Source organism: Pseudoalteromonas sp. CNAT2-18.1, from assembly GCF_022347865.1.
Classification (GTDB): domain Bacteria; phylum Pseudomonadota; class Gammaproteobacteria; order Enterobacterales; family Alteromonadaceae; genus Pseudoalteromonas; species Pseudoalteromonas ruthenica.
In genome coordinates, this window is sequence record NZ_JAKRFR010000001.1 from 291,553 (window position 1) to 310,715 (window position 19,163).

Consider the following 19,163-nt stretch of genomic DNA (forward strand, 5'->3'; position numbering starts at 1 on the left):
TATCAATAATTAATCATCTTATTGATACTGCAATGGAAATTAAAATAAATTTAATATAGCATTCCTTTTATAGGAACTTTATAAGGATATAGAAATGTACAAAGGACTTGCTTTGTTTTGCCCATTATTTTGTTTAACACTATCGGGGTGTGGAGGAAGCGACAGTAACAAGGATGCGACACCTGTTGTAGAGAACACCTCGCAATCGGCCAAGGCTCATGTTGCTGCGGTCACTCAGGCTCAGCGAGGACAACGAATACAGCTTGATGCGACCCAAAGTGTGATCCCTCGTGGCGGCAGTTTTTCTTGGCAATGGCACAGTGTGCCTGAAGATGGCGCAGTTGAACTCACTGATAAAGAGACGTTGAAGCCTACCTTTATACCTACTGTCGCGGGGACTTATCAGCTCAAGCTGGTGATAGACGCTGGCGACAATAATAGCAGTGAAGTGCTAACCACCATTACTGTCGCTGACAGTAGCAATAATACTGCGCCGGTGGCGCGCTTTGAATTGGCGCAAACACATTTTGGTAAGAACGAAACTATTCATTTAGATGCTTCAGCAAGCTTCGATGCGGATAACGATACGCTAAATTATGAGTGGCAAGCACAGCCTCATAATAGCTCTGCCGAGTTTCAACTTAGTGCCCATACCGACGTTCAGGCACTATTTAAGGCTCAATCAGCGGGGAAGTATACCATTCGCTTAACTGTTGATGACGGTGAGTTACAGCACAGCACCGAAGGCACAGTTACTGTTCAAGAACAATCCTTAGAGCCGGTGATTTCTGCCCCTAGTAGCGTAAAAGTGGGCACCGAAATTAAACTCAGCGCAGCAAATAGCAAGCTGTATGAAGGGGTGGGAATTACTTGGCAGTTAAAGAGTAAACCACAAGGTAGCAGCGCCGAACTCTCTACTCACGATGCTGTTGAAGCGCTTTTCACCGCAGATGCCGCCGGTACTTATTTAGTACAACTAAGACTCACGGCAAGCACTGGAGAATATGTTGTGGCAACCAAAGAGATCACCGCAACAGCTAACAATGGCGCGCCCTTTGTGCGCCTATTAAACACTCCAAGCTCAAGCAAAACCTATCAGCAAGTGACGCTCGATGGCTCAGCAACTACGGACCCTGATGGCGATACCTTAGACTTTTTATGGCAAATAGAAGCACCAGAAGGTGCTACATACAGTCTTGAAAATGAAACCAGCGCCAAAGCCACCTTTTTAGCGCAAGACCCAGGCGATTACAAAATAACGCTGCAGGCGTCTGATGGGGCTTTAACGAGTCAAAAGTCATTGATCCATCGTGTCACATCGTCTAATAGTGCGCCTAGTGCTCAAATCGAGCTATCATCGGGCCAAGTGAAACTTTATAAAACAGCCTCTTTTATCGCCAAAGGCCAAGATCCAGATGGTGATGTACTCACTTACCAGTGGCAGTTGATAAATAAACCTGCACAAAGTGAGGCGCAGCTTAGCAATATAGAAAACAATGAAGTAAGCCTCACATTCGATAAAGCAGGTACCTATACGCTGAGCGTAACGGCCTCTGATGGTGAACTCTCGAGCGAGCCTCATGTTATGTCGGTACAGGTTAAAGCGGGCACCAATCGCCAGCCCTATATTCTTGGCATGCAGGTATTGGATGAGCTGAAAGCAGATCAGCCCATTCGCTTGGTGGTTAACGCAGGCGATCCTGATGGCGACCCGCTGACTTACGAGTGGCGAGTCGAGCCGCCAACAAATGCCACTGCTACCTTCTCATCGACAAGCACAGCACAGACCACGATAACGGTCAGTGATCCAGGTTGGTATTTAGTTGAGGTTTATGCCGATGATGGCATAGTGCGTACGCCCTATCCGCATGCCAAGGTGCTGATAGTCGAGTAGGCAAAGAAAAGGCGGGAATTCCCGCCTTTTTTAAGTTAATCGCCCATAAACTTCATCGCCTGCAATAAGTTACTGTAATCGTCGCGCCACACAAAGGGTGTGGTTGTACTTGGCCAAGGAGATTGACTAGAGCGCAGCGATGCCAAACGCTCAGCGCTGCGGCTAAGCACGACCCAGCGCACATCGTGACCATGGCGCTGTTGCGATTTGCTTTCGTTGTAAACAATGGCTAATTCAAAATGCTCAGCCAAGCCGCGCATCAAAGGTGTTAAATCCAAATGGGTATTGGAAATATGCACCGCCAGCAAGCCGTTATCCTTGAGATGACTAAGATACAGGTCGGTGGCCTCTTGTGTTAGCAAATGCATGGGGATGGCATCGCCGCTAAAGGCATCCAGCACCAGTGCATCAAAACGCTGGGCGGGTTGCTTAGATAAGGTCACGCGACCATCACCTAAGTGATAATGCTGCTGCGCAGCTGAAGCGTTTAAGTAACTAAATTGGCTTTTAGCCGTTGCCAGTACATTGGGGTTAAGCTCGTAGAAATGGTAGTGATCGCCTGGCTTGCCATAAGCAGCCAACGTCCCCGCTCCCAAACCGATAAAACCGACTTTGGCGTTTGCCGAGAGCTGTGAGAGCATTTGCCCGACCAAGGTTTGCTGTCGGTAGTAACTCTGTGGCTCGCCTTGTCCTGGACCGCTCAACACTTCCACACCGTGGGTGGTGGTGCCATCAATCAGACGTCGTTCAACGCGGTTGTCGATATTAACTTCAGTCACGGTTAACAAGCCGTAAAAGTTGCGCAAACGGGTAATATCATTACTTTTAAACTGACTGTCTAGCCATAGAAATAACAGCGCCGAGATGGCCACGCCAATAACAGCACTGCCGGCTAACCATGGCGAACTTTGGTGCTGCTTATCAAGTAGCACGGCGACAGCAAACAGCATCAAGGCCATGGCAATGGCTAATGGGTATTCGTAATACAAGGTGAATACGAGGGGCGCAACAAAGGTGATGGCCGCCGTGCCCAAGGCCCCACCTAGGGCCATTAACAAGTAAAACTGGGTGAGATAATCGGTATTAGGTTTGGCTTTAACCAGCTCACCATGGCACACCATGCAAGCGGCAAACAGCACTAAGGAATACAGGACTACTTGGCTGACAATATCGAACTGGCTGCCAATGAAAAACAAAAAGCAGGCGATAAGCGCGCACACCGAAAGGGTCGCCAACCAAAATACCCGATGGTAAAGCTTGGTTGAGTGGAAACATAAAACAAAGGTAAGCAAATACAACGCCAGCGGTAAAAGCCATAAAAACGGCACCGGGGCGACATTTTGCGTAATGGCGTTGGTGCTGGCAGTGAGTATCATCACCCCACAGCCGCTCAGAGCTAACCATAGTAACCATTTGTGATGAAGCCCGCCACGAAACGCACTTTGCTCGGTAGTACCTAAACGCTTCGCCTGATTGTAAAAGCGTGCCATATAACCGTAAAAAACGACGGCAAATGCCACAAATAACCCACTCCAGAGCCACGATTGATGGCCTAAAGCGAACCAAGGCTCAATAGCAAAGGGGTAAGAAAGTAGGGCTAAAAACGAGCCAATATTAGAGTAGCTATAGAGCTTATAGGCATGCTCGTTATCGACCTTTGCCTGCCAGCTTTGCATCAATGGGGCCGTTGCGGCGAGGGCAAAGTAGGGTAAGCCTACAGCAATACTTAGTTGCAATAACACCTGCCAAGCTGGGTGAGCACCCGGGGCGGCTAAGGCTTGGGTGCCAATAGGTAATGCTAGAGCTCCTACGAGCAGCAGCAAGCCGTGGACAATAAACTGATTCTTTAACTTAAAGCGGCTTGAGAGTAGGTGCGCATAGCCGTAACTAGCCAATAAAAAGGCTTGAAAAAACAACAGGCAAGCGGTCCATACTTGGGTGCCGCCGCCAAAGCTGGGTAACAGCATTTTGGCCATGATCGGCTGGACTTGAAACAGTAAAAAAGCACTGAGAAATACAAGAATAATTGCAAGCATAGGGGGTGAATGAGTACGTGAGCGAAAAAACGCCCGCTAATGTACCATGTTTAACCATAATGGGGAAAAGGAGCTGCACAGTCGCTCATGTTGCTCTTGCTTTGGCCTATACTCAAGCAGGATGTCACAATCACAACAGGGAAACGCTATGAAATATATACTGTTACTCGCTGCATTGATGTTTACTCACAGCGGTTTAGGTGCCCAAGCTAAGTTATTGGAGAGTTTATCCAAAGCACGCATTATTGAGCTCAATCATGTGTGGGATCACAACTCCCCGCTTTTGAGTTTTAATCCCCCTTATGCGTTGGCGCTGATGGATAATCATCAAGATACCCAAGGGATGATCCCCGAGCTCTCCTTTGCCGCCGACATTATGTATTTTAGCGGCCAGCATGGCGCGCCCAACCTTGATGCCATTGGCCATATTGGCCACAACGGCCAGGCCTATGGTGGCATCAGCACCGATGCTATCGATGGCGCTCGGGGCCTTAAGGAACTTGGCATTGAGCAATATCCTCGCGAGCGCTTACTTAATCGTGCAGCGTTACTTGATGTGGCGCGTTTTAAAGGCGTGTCACACTTACCTGGCGGATACGAAATTACCGTAAAGGATTTGCAGGATACAGCCAAAGCACAACAGGTTCGTATTAAGGCTGGGATGTCGGTGTTGATCCGCACCGGTTTTGGCCAGTTTTTTAATACTGACAATGCAACTTACCTCGGACCTCGCCCGGGCCCAGGGCAGAGTGCGGCACAGTGGCTAGCACAGCAACACGTATTCTTAGCAGGTGCTGATCAACTGAGTTTCGAGGTGGTGCCTGAGAGTGGAACGCGTTTTCCCGCACACCGCATTTTACTCGCACAACATGGTATTTATATTGTTGAAAATCTTAACTTAGAAGCGCTCAGCGAGGCGCTTGCAAAGGGCAAAAGCAATGAGTTTATGTTGGTGCTAAACCCGCCTCGTGTTCGTGGGGCTACGGGAATGGCGGTGAACGCTTTTGCTATTTTGCCTTAGGTAAAGATATTTGCGCTAATGCCCCACCTTGAGAATGGTTGGTAAGTGTTAACTCACCGCCTTGAGCTCTAATTATCTCTCTGCTCAATACTAATCCAATGCCAGTGCCTTGGGTTTTGGTGGAGTAAAATGGCACAAATAGGTTATCGGGATTATCTATGCCAGGGCCATTATCATACAGCTTGAGTTGCCACTGGTTGTGCTTACTAATCGCTAAGCGTATGCCTTCGGTGCCGCTAAGGGTATTGGCCTGCTCGGCATTACGCACCAAATTAAGCAATGCTTGCTCCAGTTGCTCTGGGTCGATTAATAAACGGCCGCTGTGGCTTTGGCAGTCAATGTCTATGTGCGGCAGCAGCACCTGTAAGCGGCTAACCAGCTCGGTGATTGGTATCGCTTGCAGTTGCGGTTGTGGCAGCTGCGATAGCTTTGAGTAACTGGCAACAAAGTTGAGTAGATGTTGCGCGCGTTTTTCTATCACCTCGAGCATTTGCGCTTGCAGTGAGTGCGCCTGTTGCTGCTCGCGCAGCGACTGGGTTAACGAATAAATTGGCGTCAGCGAGTTACGCACTTCATGATTCAGTACCTTGACCAACTTTTGCCAGGCCTCTTTTTCGGTGCTTCTTAGGGGCTGTTCAATCGACACATAGACCAAGAGTTGGTAATGACGAGCGCCTCGCTTTAGGCTATGACAGTCAATTTTGTAGCGTGGTTGATGCTGCCCTTGATGCAACTGCCATTGATGCTGATGACGATATAAGCCAAGCTCTTTGGTCGCTACTCCTAGCAGTGAGTCTTGATGATAGTGAGCTAATGCCGCTGGGTTGGCATGATACACCCGAGCATGGCCATCAAGCACCACCACCGGCGAGTGCAGCTCGTTTACCAAGTCAAACACAAAGCTTTCGTGGTGCGCGTATTCTGCACGCTTATTACTAATGCGGGTAGCAATACGGCGCAAATCCTCTTTCAAAGCATAAATGCGCCCATGTCGATACCGGGCAAAATGCCACACTGTAAATTCCTCATTTGCGAGGCTATCTAGCTGCACCGCGACGCTATCAAAAGCGTCGAACACGGTTTGGTACAAACTACAGAGTGCCCAGATACAGGGGCCTAAAACCAACAATAGCAGTGTTACTTGGCTCAGTGTATCCAATTGCAGGTAAACACCGATGGCCAATAACAGCACCAATAGGGTGCCTAGCGGGATGGCTGCAAGGATGATAAAGCGTCGCTCTAAAGAGCTTGAGCGCGCCATTATTGGTTGCCCAGCTGATATTTATCTAAGCGTCGGTACATGGCGGATTTGCTCAACCCTAAAAACTCACCGGCGGCGACCACATTACCGTCAAAATGAGCGATGGCGTTGCTGATCATGCGTTTTTCCGCTTCCTCTAAGTTCATTAGCGGTAGGCTCGAATCAATATCTTGGTGAGGTTGCAAGGCGATATGCTCAGCGCTGAGGCTATCAGCGTCGCTCATGATCACACTGCGCTCCAATACATGTGAGAGCTCGCGCATGTTTCCTGGCCACTGATAGGCGCTAAGTTTGTCTAGGGCACAGCGGTTCAAGGTTTTTACAGGCAGCTGGTAACGCTGGCAGTGGATGCGAATAAAATGCTCGGCAAGGTTGACGAGCTCGTCACTGCGTTGGCGCAGCGGCGGCAAAGTAAGGACCAAGGTATTGAGTCGGTACAGTAGGTCTTGGCGAAAATCACCGCCAGCAATAGCCGCTTGTAAATCGGCATTGGTGGCGGAGATCACCCGCGCATCGCTGTGCAAGGTGGTGGAGCTGCCGAGCACCTCGTATTCGCCACTTTCTAATACCCGTAATAACTTCGCTTGCAGCGCCAGGGGCAAGGTGCCTATTTCATCTAAAAACAGGATGCCCGATTGCGCTAGGGTAAAGCGCCCGGTACGCGCTTCTTTGGCATCGGTGAACGCGCCTTTACTGTGGCCGAATAACTCACTTTCGAAGAGGTTCTCCGGGATAGCGGCCATATTGACGCTGACAAAGGGCGCATCGGCTTTATCGCTATGCTGGTGGATGAGCTTAGCCAGCATACTTTTACCGGTGCCATTCTCACCGGTAATGAGTACATTGGCGTTGGTTGCAGCAATACGCTTGGCGTTTTCAATCAAGGTTTGCGTCTTTTTTGAAAAGGCCAGAAAGCGGTCATTGGCATCGCTATTGTCATGAGGCAAATGCTTGCGCACAGCATTCACTAAACGGCGGTTTTGCCAGGGTTTTTCAACAAAATCACAAGCTCCTAATTGCATTGCTTTGACGGCTAATTCGACATTGGCATAGGCGGTGATCACCACCACCGCGATGCGCCGAGAACATTGCCGTAAGCTATCGAGAAAGGCCAAGCCTTCTTTGCCAGAGGTGGTGTCCTTGGTGAAATTCATGTCCAGTAAGACTAAATCAACCTGATGGCGGTTAAGCTGGCTGAGCGCGGCTGTGGGAGAGTCAGCCTCTATGCAGTGGTGATTATCACTCTCAAGCGCAATGCGGGCGCTTAGGCGCACATCGCTCTGATCGTCAATTATAAGTATACGTGCCATGTACAGGGTATTCCTAATAACTAAGGGGCGCAGGGCCCCCTGATTCTTTATTGTTGTTTTAATGCCGCCATGGGCTTGTCGTGTATTAGTTGTCGCATGGGCCAGATGACCGAAGCCAGTGCGAAAACGATAATTGCAGCGCTGACGAAAAGCAACCACAGCGGATTGAGAGACAGCCACAGCATCACCGACTGTTGAAATAGGACGTAACCGCCCAAGGATACTCCCAGGGCCAATAAAAATGCAGCAACCAACGGCATAATAGTATCCTTAATAAGTTGATGATATAACAATTTACGTTTGGCACCTAAGGCCATGCGCATACCCAGTTCATAGCGACGTAATCTGAGGTTATAACTGAGCACCCCATAAATACCGATACCGGCGAGCAACAGGGTAAATATGCCCAGTGCAGTGCACAGCATCAAGGTCACTTTGTCTAAATGAGTGATGGCTGCGTATTGCTCCTCTAAAGACTTAAAAGTCCATATGCCGGCACGGTTACTGACCTGCTGCATGGCTTGAAATACTGTTTCTCTTTGCAGCTGCTGGCCGGGCTGCATCTCTATCATGATCGCAAAGCCATAAGGCTGAGCAGGCCACCATAAATGCCGTCCTAGGTCCTCATCATAGAACTTGGGGTGGTTAAAGTTTTCGGTGATGCCAACCACTTCTACTGGGTTGTCAGGGTCGAAGCTGTAAAACTTCTCGCCAATCAGTGAGCCTTCCGGCTTAAGCAAATCATTCACTGCTTTGGTGACCAAGAACTCATGCTTTTCGCCGCGAATAGCCGCCTCACTAAAATTACGGCCCTCAATGATTTTCAGCCCGGTAAATTCGAAGTAATCTTGGCCAACCCAAGTTTGCGGGATGAAAATAGAGCCTTTGCCGGACATATCGGTAATGGTGCTGGCGCGTTTGCCTCTATCAACTGGGCTTTGCCCGTGTGCAACCGCTTTGACTCCGGGAATTTGCTCTGCGGCGTGAAGGAATTTTTGTAAATCATCGTAGCGTTTGCTGAGCTCATCCCGATTTTTTTCGATAAACACCATCACTTGGTAAATGTTATCAACTCGGCTACCCAGTGGCCGCTGCAATGTTTCCACACTTTTGTGCAGCACCATGGTCGCCGTTATCACTAAACTGGTGGCGAGGAACAGCTGAATAGCAATCATCCATTTTACGGTGCGCATGCTGACTTGGCTGACCGCCCCTTTACCAGAGGACTGTACCTGTGAGCGTAACTGCTTAAAGTTAATCAGGCGACTGGTGATCCAAGCAAAGAGCAAGGCCAATAAGATGCAGAGAATCAGTGCGCTGGAAACCACGGTAATATCAATGCCGACGGTGTGAACCAGTGGCAAATGCCCGCTGCTCACCCACTTAAAGAGCTTCACGCCCCAGGCGGCGATAAATAAGGCGATGGCTACGGCGAAGGCCATAAGCACGAAGGTTTCACTTAAAATACTGGCAAAGAGGGTTTTACGTTTAGCCCCCAACACCGCTTGTAACGCCAATGTTTTATGCTTGGCTACGGCGCGGGCAATGAATAGATTGCTGACATTTAACAGCGCAATAAGCACTAACCCTGTGACTCCGGCAAGGAGCATAATCGCCAAATCGTCATTGTCGCCCAACTCGGCTTGACGAAAGGGAGTGACAATGGGTTTGAGATCATCCAGTTCATCAAACTCCTCTTTCCACTGCGCTTTAATTTCCTGAATACTTTGGTAAAGCTCGGCTTCAGTTGAAGCTTTGGTGGCCCCGGGTTTAAGCACGCCCACTAGTTTCATACCCCGAAATAGATTCCACCAAGCGCTTGGGTTGTCATCGTTAAAGTAGCGCGCATCCGCGCTAAATTTGAACCACAGCTGATTGTCACCCCGGTTGAACATATAGGGATCTTGGTAGTTTTTGGCAACCACACCGACAATGCGATAGTGCTTATCTAGCTTCACTAAGGTTTGCCCAATCACATTGTCATCGCCGCCGTAATAACGTTGCCAAAAGTCATAAGAGATCAGCACTTCATCCAGCGGCTCCTGCACACGCTGTTGTCGGCTCATATGCTGTCCTAATGCTAAAGGCACACGAAACAGCTCAAAGTAGCCGTCACTGGCATAGGTGATGGCGATACGTGGCTCCCCTGGCAGGTTACTGATGACATCTTCACCGGAGTTCACTAAGGCCTGGCGGCTAAAGGAGGTTTGTGTTTCATACCAATGCAGCACCGATTGAAAACTTTGAAACCCCGGGCTGTTGTAATCCGGGTAGATATTGTCTTGCTCGACAATGACTAAACGTGATTCTTGTTCAACATTGAGGGGCGCCACAAAATAGCTACTGAATAAGCTCATCACCACGAAAAAACACGCCAGAGTGATGGCTAAGGTTGCTACCACCGCAGCAACAAAACCGGGCGTTTGGCGCAGCGACAGCAGAGCCATATGTAAATGCATGCGTAAGCGGGTCATCATACGGCCTCCAGCTCGGTATTGGCCTCACTGCTCAGGCCTGCATCACGATGCATCATTTCGCCATCGAGTAATTTGATTTGTTTTTTGGCGTAACCGGCATAGCGGGGGTCGTGGGTGACCATGCATATGGTGGTGCCTTGTTGGTTTAGCTCGCTCAACAAAGCCATTACCGCATCGCCATTTTTAGAATCGAGGTTACCGGTTGGCTCATCGACCAGCAAGATACTGGGTGTGCCCGCCAGCGCCCGAGCGATGGCGACACGCTGCTGCTGACCACCACTGAGTTGGTTTGGGCGGTGCCCAGAGCGGTGGCTGATCTCCACTTGGGCGAGCGCGTGCTCCACACGTTGGCGTATTTCATCTTTACTTAAGGCCGGCTCGCGGTACTGCAAGGGTAAGGCTACATTGGCAAAGACACTCAGCTCATCAATAAGGTTAAACGATTGAAAAATGAACCCTATATGCAAGTTTCTTAGTTCGGCTTGGGTATCCATATCGAGGCTTTGGGTGTCCACGCCCTCAATGTAATAGCGGCCAGCGCTAATATCATCGAGCAGCCCCATTAGGCTCAACAGGGTGGATTTGCCACAGCCAGAAGGGCCGCTGATGGCAACATAATCGCCTTTATAGATTTTGAGGTCGATATTGCGTAGCGCATGGGTTTCGACATCGTCGCTGGTGTATACCTTCGACACTTGTTGTAATTCAATGATTGGCTTGGTTTGCATAATGACATCCTGTTAATGGGAAACGGTTGTTAGTTTTTGTAAGTGCATGTATTCGCCCATATCCGAAATCACAACTTGAGTGCCAGCAGGCAACGCGCTGCGCAGCTCTATGCTGTCTCCTGCGAGTTTACCAAACTCCAGCTCGGCTTGGACTAATTGATTTGCGGCGGGGTCAACGATAAATAACGGACGCCTTTGCTCGGCATCGACATAACTGGGGCGGCGCAAGTGCCGAGCATGCTCTAAGGTATCGGTGATGATCTCGCCTTCGATGGTCAACGCCGGGCGGGCGTTGCTAGGTAAATCCGCTGCCAGCTCCAGTTCGATGGCAACGCGGCCGTCACGGACAATAGGGTCGATGCGGCTGACCTGTGCTGCCACTGTATCCGTAAAGGTATCGATGATCGCCTGCTGGCCGACCACGATCTGACTGGCATCGCGCTCGTTGACCAGTAAATCGGCTAGCAATTCATGTTCACTGCCAACCACGGCCAGCGGTGCGCCCACTTGAACCGATTGACCTTGTTCAACATGCAACTGTTGCAGCATGCCATTGATGCCGGCACGCACCTGCAATTTGTCGACATCGGCTTGGGCACTGGCAAAGGCTAAACTAAACTCCTCAACCAATTCACTTTCAACATCTAAACGCTTTTGATGTAAAGCCTGCATCTGCTGCATTTGTTGTTCGCTCAACGCTACCCGCTCACTCAGCTGCGCAACGCGTAGCTGCGAGCGCTTATGATCCAGCATCGAGACGATGCCCTCGGCTATGAGCTGGCCTTCAGCTTGAGCGCGTAGTTTGGCTCCGGCGAGCTCGCTTTTTAGCAAGGTGAGGTTACCTTGGGCAGTGAGTTGCTCGCTTTGCTGGGCAAGCTTTAATGCCTCAAAGTTGGCTCGTTGTCGTGCTAAAGCAAGACGGGCTCGGTTTAATTGCTGCTCCAAGCTCGGGTTGCTAAGGCGTAAAATAACATCGTCTTTGGTGACGCGTGCGCCGGGGCGTAATACCACCTGCTCAACTTGGGCTTGGTGGTTGGCGGTTAAAAACCGTGTGTATTTAGAGCGCAATTCGCCATACCCCGATACCTGCGTATTGAGAGGGCCTTGCTGCACGGTGGCAAGCGTCAGGGCATTGAGATCAATACGTTGGCTGCGCCATGAAAAGCCGATACTCGCCGTTATGATGATCAGAACAGCCAAGGCTGCCCCATAGATTAAAGGCCGGCGCGAGGAGGTTTTGTTTTTCGCTAAGCTATGCTTGATGTCCATAGGTGACAACAGGTTAATGAATTCGATACCTAGCCTTTAGCGAAAGCTATGCCAGTTTTTAACACTATGAAATATATAAGTATTTTATATATGTGGCGCTGGTTTTTCCCGCCTGTGGGAGAGCGCAATAGTAAAAGTGGGAATAGAGTGACTCATCAAAGGGAGCGAGTGAGCGGCTTTAGCTTCGTGCAGCCGCTGCACCGTAATATACTGGTTATTCAGTTAGCTATGTCGATATATTAGGTTACAACCAAGGGCACCATGCTCATAATGGTCAGAACGCACAAGGTGGCGTAAAAGATTCGTGTACGCTTTACGGTCGTCAGTAGGGCCGCAGCCTTTTTACCGAGCCACACCCAACAAAGATTAGCGAACAGCCCGACAATGATAAATATGGTGATAATACACGCGACTGACAGCCAATAGTGAGTGCTTTGGCTAAAGCCTGCAATGACGGTCATACTGGCAGTCCAGGACTTGATATTTACACATTGGAATAACGCCGCCTGGGTTACAGAAAATGGACTGCTATTGATAGGTGTGTGGCCTATCTCTTGGTGACGCAGCATTGCCAAAGCCAGCCAGAGCATATACCCCAGCCCTAGATATTTTAGTGTGGCAGCCAGTATGGGGCTTGTTGTTAGGATGGAGCTGAAACCGCTGGCGCATACTAGCAGCATGACACTCAGGCCCAAGCGAATGCCTATTAAATGTGACACAGTTTTACGTATCCCAAACTGGGCGCCAGAGCCGGCGAGCAACAGGTTATTGGGCCCTGGCGTGATAGCAACAAAAAGCGTAAATAGGGCTAAAGAAAACATAACGGTTAAGGTCATAGCGGCTCCTGTATGGGTGAACGAGCCCATGCTAAGCAATTTTGCAGGCAAAGGGAGAGTATTGATGCGTCACCATGACATTTAAACTATTCACTTTACCGCAGCCCTCACATATTCTTGTTAGTTAATAAAAGTGTCTGGGTAACATTGGAGGCAGGGTGCTCCCGCAAATGCATGGGCGCAAGGGCCCAAAATATAAAGTGTTGGCTGAAGCCTACGCGGATATGATTGATAACGGTGAAATCAAAGCGGGAACTAAGCTTCCCTCACAGCGTATCCTTTCTTACCAATTAGGGGTTACCGTAGGCACAGTCACGCGCGCTTATCAGGAGCTGTCTTTATTAGGCAAAACGTTGTCAGTCGTGGGCAGCGGTACTTATGTTAAGGAAGCTCTCAGTGCTGACAGCTATTACCATCCCCTTGATTCTCAGCAGGGCATCGATCTGTCGCTGTGCCGACCACTGATCGTCAGTCAACAGCAGCACCTACATAACGCTTTGCAGCAGATGCTGGAACAACCACAAGCACAATCAGCCATTTTGGATTATTTCAGTGCCGATGGTTTGTGCGGCCACAGTGATACCTTGCGACAGTGGCTTAATCAGCGTTGGCATAGCAAGTTAACGCCGGAGCGGGTGCAATGGACATATGGGGGCCAGCATGGTTTAAGTGTTATCCTCCAAGCTTTGACTCGCAGTGGCGATACGGTGCTCACTGAGGGGTTATGCTATGGAGAGTTTATTCATAGTTGTGCGCAACTAGAGCGCCGTCTTCAGCCCGTGGCGATAGACGAACAGGGCTTGGTAGCAGAGGATTTATTACTGCAATGTCAGCGTCATCGGCCACGATTGCTATACCTTACTGCTAATGTTCAAAACCCAACGGCGGTGCAACTTAGTGCGCAACGTCGTTTGCAAATAATTGATATTTGCCGGCGCTTTGATGTTTTGATCATCGAAGATGGCGTGATGTACTGCCCACCCGAACAACGGCAGCTGCCGCTCGCTAGCATAGCGCCTGATATTACTGTTTATGTTGGCAGCTTCTCTAAATACTTTGCCGGTGGTGTTCGTGTCGGCTATTTAGTGTTGCCAGCTAATTTACGGGTGCCGCTATTAAAAGCACTTCGCTCCACGTGTATGCATGTCAGTCCGATACTTATCGACCTTATTTGCCGCTGGCTATGTAGCGGTGCCATGGCGGAAGTTGATAACTACATTGCGATGGAACTGCGGGCTCGCTACCGGATTCTAGCGCAACATCTAGAGCGCCCTGCAGATCATGTTATCCAGGGCTTCAATTATTGGTTAACACTACCGCCACAGCATCAAGCCGAGCAGGTTACTAAACAATTATACGAGCTCGGAGTGAGGGTACGCTCGGGACAACAGTTTTGCGTTGGCGGTTATGGCCAGGCTAACGCCATTCGACTCTCGCTGACCGGGCCAAAAACCCGCGATGAGTTGCGTGCAGGGTTAGAAATCGTGCGCTCCTGTGTGCGTTAGCCGCACAATGAGAGTTCGGTAGATATGACGCGCGAAATCCGTACGCTTTAAGGTGGGAGTATGTTGAGAGCGATAAACTGTAAACCCCCTTTCCATTACCCAAGCGCGAAGCAGAGTTATCTATAGATTTTCAACATAGAAATGAAGAGGCTTTTTGGGCGATTTCAACGCTGAGCGCTCTTGGTGCCTTCTAAATTGAAAGCCTTAGCGGGCAGTTGTGCTGTTTTAAAGAAGAAAAAGGAGCCAATGCTCCTTTTTAGTGTAATACCTAGTTTAATAACAGCTCATGCAATACTTTGAGCTCATCGGCATTTAATAAAGAGAGCCACAGCTCACTATTGAAGCTCAAGTTATACCATTTCTGGTTCCAACCGCCATGGCACCCGTAAGGAATCAGCTTGATGTTGGTGCGATCAAAGTCCAAGCACTTACTGGTTGAGGCGTTTTTAATAACCCAAGGGTTGGTTGCATTAAATAGCCACTGTTGGGCGGTATTGCTGGTTGAGCATGATGTTAGATTGACACGACTACCCACCTGCTCGGCGCATAGCCAAGGCGTGGCGACTGGATGCAGGCGACCTAAATCGTCAAAGACCCATTGCGTGCGTTGGCCTTGATTATCGTCAGTGCGGGCAACTAACTGCACATTGCTTCCTGCGTTACCATCGTGACTAAAAAAGTAGTTATTACCATGTATCTCACTGCCTGATAATGTCAGGTCACTGCTATCGCTCAACCCTTCGGCTAACAAGTGCGTCAGCACGCGTTGCTTGAAGGTCGATGCGTCTAACCCTTGAGCTTGGGCATGGGCAATGAGCGCGCGCAGGCCTTGCACCGCTGCTTCCAAGTTATGAATACGCGTTAACTTGGCACGGCTAGACTCACTCAAATTAGGTAATAGCTCCGTTAGTTCATAGCTTGCCACTTTGTAGGCAACACTGGCAGGTAAGAAGCTTGCATCCTCGCTTAGCGCCTGTAGCTCGGCCTCGATTTCTTCGAACTCGCGATCTTTCAATTGCTTAAAGCCATGTTCTTGACCAACTTGGGCAACGACTGGTAATTCAGGAATAAGCCCGTTGAACTGAGTGCGGGTGAGTTCTACATCAGTGCCATCTCTGCGGCAAGTGAGCACCGCTTGGGTGGGCTTAAATTGCGCTTCTAAATTAAAGTGCAACTGGTTGATGGAATTACTCGCATGGCGTGTTGCTGATACTTTGATCTGCCGCTGCTCACCGGCCGCATTACTGACACTCACCCAGCATTGATCGTCGCTAGCACTCAAGTCGGGCGCTGGTAAATCGTATATATTCCCGTAATTGCCATGAAACACTGGGTAGATGAGAGCGTTATTGCCATCGGGATCGTATCCCCCAAGAATCGTCGCCACCGGGACTCCTACTTTTACAGGCGTTGGATGTGAGGAAATGTGCTGTGTGTAAGCACCGCTGTCACTATCCCACTTTTTATAGCCAGACTCGTAGCTAGCATCCGGTACAGGGAAGCCAGCGACATTATTTTGAATAATACGAGCCGTAAATCCGGTGTAATAGGTATACACAGAGAAAGGCGAATTCTCCCACCCGCCAGACATGGCGTCTTTATGAAAGCCAAAGGTATTATCGCTATTAATAGCCGTGATATTGGCACGCATACGTTTGCGATGAGCTATCCATCCCCAGCCACTGTCACTGTGGTGCACAGCCCAGCGTCCATCGGTGGTCAGTCCTTGCCCAGGGTAGTGGCCCAAGCCATAAGCGTGGCCCCATTCATGGCTGGCCTCATTGCCCCACGAGGAAACAAGAGTGCCAATTCCGTTACCGCCACTTAAGCCGTGTTTGATACGTCCGTTAGTGTATTGCCCCCATGCGTGATGGTTGGTGATTTGCTTGAACACATGGCTGTAGCGTTGGTTCATGCTGTTGCTGGTATAGCCATAATCGGCCATATTTATGCCCACGCTGACTTGAGATTTTGCAACATCGCCACGCATATCACCGGAGTAAATGCCGCCCTCAACAGCACTCGACACATCACGCTCTTTGTCGTAAATGGTTCCATCGCGAATGATCACTTTATCCAGTTCTTGGCCATCGTAGCTAGCGAGCACGAGACTGGAGATAGGCAGTGTTTGAAAATAGTCGGTGGCAGCAGAAACAGGATCGCGCAGTGTCCAATGACCATTGCTTTCATCGTAGTACGTCAGCATTCCCAAGCGAATACTTTTAAATACCATGTGCGAAGCATCGGCGATATCAATACTGTCTGCGCTCAGAGTGCCTGAAGCTTGCTCGGAGGAGAACTCAATAGAGAGTCCATTTCTAACATGCTGCCAAGGTAAAATGGCCCACCAAGCATTAGTGGAGTAGGCGACACCGTCACCGCCTTGAAAATCAGCGCGAGGCAAGGTGTTGGGGTGATTCAAATCAAGGTCTAAAACGGCTTGACCATCTAAGGCTATTTTGGCACTAACACCGTCAATGTTTTCGCCATCATGTGGTAAATAAAGTATCAAAGCCTCACGCTGAGCAACCACACTCGGCATGTACCGAGACAGTGTTTCATCACTGCTGTTGCGCTGATAATTATTGTTAGGTGCGACTGCATGTGACTGCACAAATTGAATTTCTGCTGCCAGCTCACCACTTAGGTCATCCCGAAGCTGGCGAGGCTGGTAACTGTAATCGCGAGCATAGAAATCGATAACATCGCGGCTTAGGTAGGTATTGTGATCTTCAATTGCTATCTCGCCGCTAAACAGCCATTGCTGCTCGTCAGAGGCCACTTTTACTTCGATGTTAAACACCCCAGGGTGGGTTGGTTTGCCCGTCACAGTGTGATGTTGGGGGTCATAGCTTAGCCAAGAGGGGATGTTTAGCACTTCATAGCGGTAGTCGCCACTGGGTAGTGCGTAGTTTACCTGTGCGTAATACGCCGCTGTCGTAATGCCCGAAGGTAAGTTTAAGGGTTTGTTGATTGTATCGGCTTTCGCTTTTACCTGCAGCTCACCGCGATACAGATAAACTTTGCCATCGCCGGTGACGCGAATCGCAACAGGGCTATTCCCCGCACTTAATGGCACACCAGATAAAACCTGCGTTTGCGCATTAAAATTAAGCCATCCCGGCGCTTGCTCAAGCTCATAGCTGTACTGCGCTGATGGCAGTTGAAAATCAACGGTATGACTGTAAGCCTGCCCTTCATCAGCCATGGGTAGAGCAAGCGGTTTGTTAAGCACTGTGGTTGTTCCAGAGACATCTACTTCCCCGTATAGACGCCATACCTGTAGGCCATTGCTGGCGTAGATAACCACATCTTGACTGCTACTATTGCTAACAACCCCAGAGAGACGCAACGAGGCGGGATCGAATGATGCCCAAGAAGGCAACGTTTTTGCTGTATAAGTGTAATCACCCTCAGGCAAAGAAGCTGAAATGGTATGCTCATAATCTGCTCCCACCGAGGCAGAGGGCAGAGTCAGTGCCACCGACTGAGCTTCAGTCACTTGAATTACACCCTTGAACGAGAAGGTTTGTTCATTTTGATACGCATTAAGGGCAAATACAAAAACGCCCGCAGAGGTCGGCGTGCCGGACAAGCGCTGTTCTGAGGTGTTAAATTGCAACCATTGCGGCTTGCTCGTGACCTGGTAGTCATAGTTTCCTGCAGGTAACGCAAGATCCAAGAGGTGTGAGTAAGGTTCATTTTTGATGCCGTGAGCAAGGGTAATGATGGTGGCTGCGTTATCGCCATGAGGTTGAATCGGGATAACCCCTGAGAGACGCCAAATATGGGCGTGGTCGGTGGCATCGATAATAACGTTATACAGGCCTTCATTGCGCGGAACGCCTTTGAGAGTGTGTGTTTGCTCAGAAAAAGATAGCCAATTCGGTAGCGTCTTGGCACTAAATGTATAGTCGCTTTGGGGTAAATCAAAGGTCAGCTGTTGCTCATAAGTCGCGCCGATTAAACCACTGGCAAACGCCATTGGCTTAGCGATTAGAGTGCGCACTGGCAAGGTCGTTTCAAATCGCCACGTAGCCTGAGTGCCCTCTGCGACAATCACGAATTGAGCTAGTTCGTTGCTAGTAGCCGTGCCACTGAGCGTAAGTGTTTGCGAATCGAAACTTAACCAGTCAGGCAATTGCTCTGCACTATAAGTGTATTGCCCCTCGGGTAAATCTAAAGTGAGCTGATAGGAATACGGCTCATTAGTCATGGCTCCTGCCAAATTCAAAGTCTCAGTGTTAACAGGCTGAGCAGCTTGCACTTGTAGATAACCACTGAAGCGCCAACGGTTGTCATCGGCACTCACATTTATCACTACCTGTTCTTTGCTAGCGGCTTGTGGCGTGCCCGAGAGCACCTTAGTGGCCTCGTTAAACGTGGCCCAGCTGGGCAGGGATTCCACTTCATATTGATACACAGCGCTAGGTAATTGGAAGGCGATTTTTTGCGTATATTGGACCCCGACTTGGGCGTCATTGAGGCGCAATGATTTTTCTATTACTGCCGTATTATTACCGCCTTGCTCGGTATTTTCCTCTGGCGGAGGAGTTGGTTCTGCGCTGGGCTCACTATCGCCACTGCCACCGCCACAGCCCGCAAGTGTTATTAAAGCAAGGACAAAGAATGTTGTTTTAATTGTTATGTTCACAACTTAATCCAATTCAAAGTTCCAAAAAAAGGAAATGTATTGAATAGAGTTATGACTCTATAGTCAAAAGGTTTTACCTTTTTTGCAATAAACCAATACTAAAGTATATGCTTAATAAGCAGTTATTTTACAACTACTTACTACTTTTTGGTTGAAAAAAGGGCAGCGCTGA

Annotated in this window: 11 protein-coding genes; 3 read left to right on the top strand and 8 right to left on the bottom strand. The window is 49.3% G+C overall.

Translation table 11 applies throughout. The annotated features are described in order from the left end of the window. Positions 1 to 94 precede the first annotated feature (94 nt). Positions 95 to 1,894: a PKD domain-containing protein gene (locus MHM94_RS01315; RefSeq protein ID WP_235418418.1), complete on the top strand. Its 1,800-nt coding sequence runs from the start codon at positions 95 to 97 to the stop codon at positions 1,892 to 1,894. 35 nt (positions 1,895 to 1,929) lie between these two features. Here MHM94_RS01315 and MHM94_RS01320 read toward each other — a convergent pair whose 3' ends face one another. Next, a complete protein-coding gene (locus MHM94_RS01320) occupies positions 1,930 to 3,930 on the bottom strand; it encodes a fused MFS/spermidine synthase (protein ID WP_235418420.1) in 2,001 nt (666 codons plus the stop codon). A gap of 148 nt (positions 3,931 to 4,078) precedes the next feature. On the opposite strand from MHM94_RS01320, the gene MHM94_RS01325 reads away from it, so the two are divergent. After that, on the top strand, positions 4,079 to 4,951 hold the full coding sequence (locus MHM94_RS01325) for a cyclase family protein (protein ID WP_235418421.1): 873 nt from the start codon (positions 4,079 to 4,081) through the stop codon (positions 4,949 to 4,951). Here the strand turns inward: MHM94_RS01325 and MHM94_RS01330 are convergent. The 6 genes from MHM94_RS01330 to MHM94_RS01355 form a co-directional block, all read right to left on the bottom strand. Then, positions 4,938 to 6,212, bottom strand: coding sequence for an ATP-binding protein (locus tag MHM94_RS01330; RefSeq protein ID WP_235418423.1), 1,275 nt, complete (start codon positions 6,210 to 6,212; stop codon positions 4,938 to 4,940). The genes MHM94_RS01325 and MHM94_RS01330 overlap by 14 nt on opposite strands. After that, positions 6,212 to 7,522, bottom strand: a complete 1,311-nt coding sequence (locus tag MHM94_RS01335) for a sigma-54 dependent transcriptional regulator (protein ID WP_235418425.1) — start codon at positions 7,520 to 7,522, stop codon at positions 6,212 to 6,214. The genes MHM94_RS01330 and MHM94_RS01335 overlap by 1 nt, the downstream gene beginning before the upstream one ends. A gap of 47 nt (positions 7,523 to 7,569) precedes the next feature. Continuing rightward, positions 7,570 to 9,999, bottom strand: a complete 2,430-nt coding sequence (locus tag MHM94_RS01340; protein ID WP_235418427.1) for an ABC transporter permease — start codon at positions 9,997 to 9,999, stop codon at positions 7,570 to 7,572. Beyond that, complete coding sequence (locus MHM94_RS01345; RefSeq protein ID WP_235418428.1) at positions 9,996 to 10,727, bottom strand: ABC transporter ATP-binding protein; 732 nt, start codon at positions 10,725 to 10,727, stop codon at positions 9,996 to 9,998. The genes MHM94_RS01340 and MHM94_RS01345 overlap by 4 nt, the downstream gene beginning before the upstream one ends. Before the next feature lie 12 nt (positions 10,728 to 10,739). After that, positions 10,740 to 11,927, bottom strand: coding sequence for an HlyD family efflux transporter periplasmic adaptor subunit (locus MHM94_RS01350; protein ID WP_235418431.1), 1,188 nt, complete (start codon positions 11,925 to 11,927; stop codon positions 10,740 to 10,742). 308 nt (positions 11,928 to 12,235) lie between these two features. Then, complete coding sequence (locus tag MHM94_RS01355) at positions 12,236 to 12,832, bottom strand: LysE family translocator (RefSeq protein ID WP_235418433.1); 597 nt, start codon at positions 12,830 to 12,832, stop codon at positions 12,236 to 12,238. A 158-nt stretch (positions 12,833 to 12,990) separates the two neighbouring features. Between MHM94_RS01355 and MHM94_RS01360 the strand changes: the two genes are divergently transcribed. Further along, positions 12,991 to 14,337: a PLP-dependent aminotransferase family protein gene (locus MHM94_RS01360; protein ID WP_235418434.1), complete on the top strand. Its 1,347-nt coding sequence runs from the start codon at positions 12,991 to 12,993 to the stop codon at positions 14,335 to 14,337. 268 nt (positions 14,338 to 14,605) lie between these two features. Here MHM94_RS01360 and MHM94_RS01365 read toward each other — a convergent pair whose 3' ends face one another. Beyond that, the gene (locus MHM94_RS01365) at positions 14,606 to 18,991 is read right to left on the bottom strand and encodes a putative Ig domain-containing protein (protein ID WP_235418435.1); all 4,386 of its coding nucleotides are present in this window, start codon (positions 18,989 to 18,991) and stop codon (positions 14,606 to 14,608) included. Positions 18,992 to 19,163 lie beyond the last annotated feature (172 nt).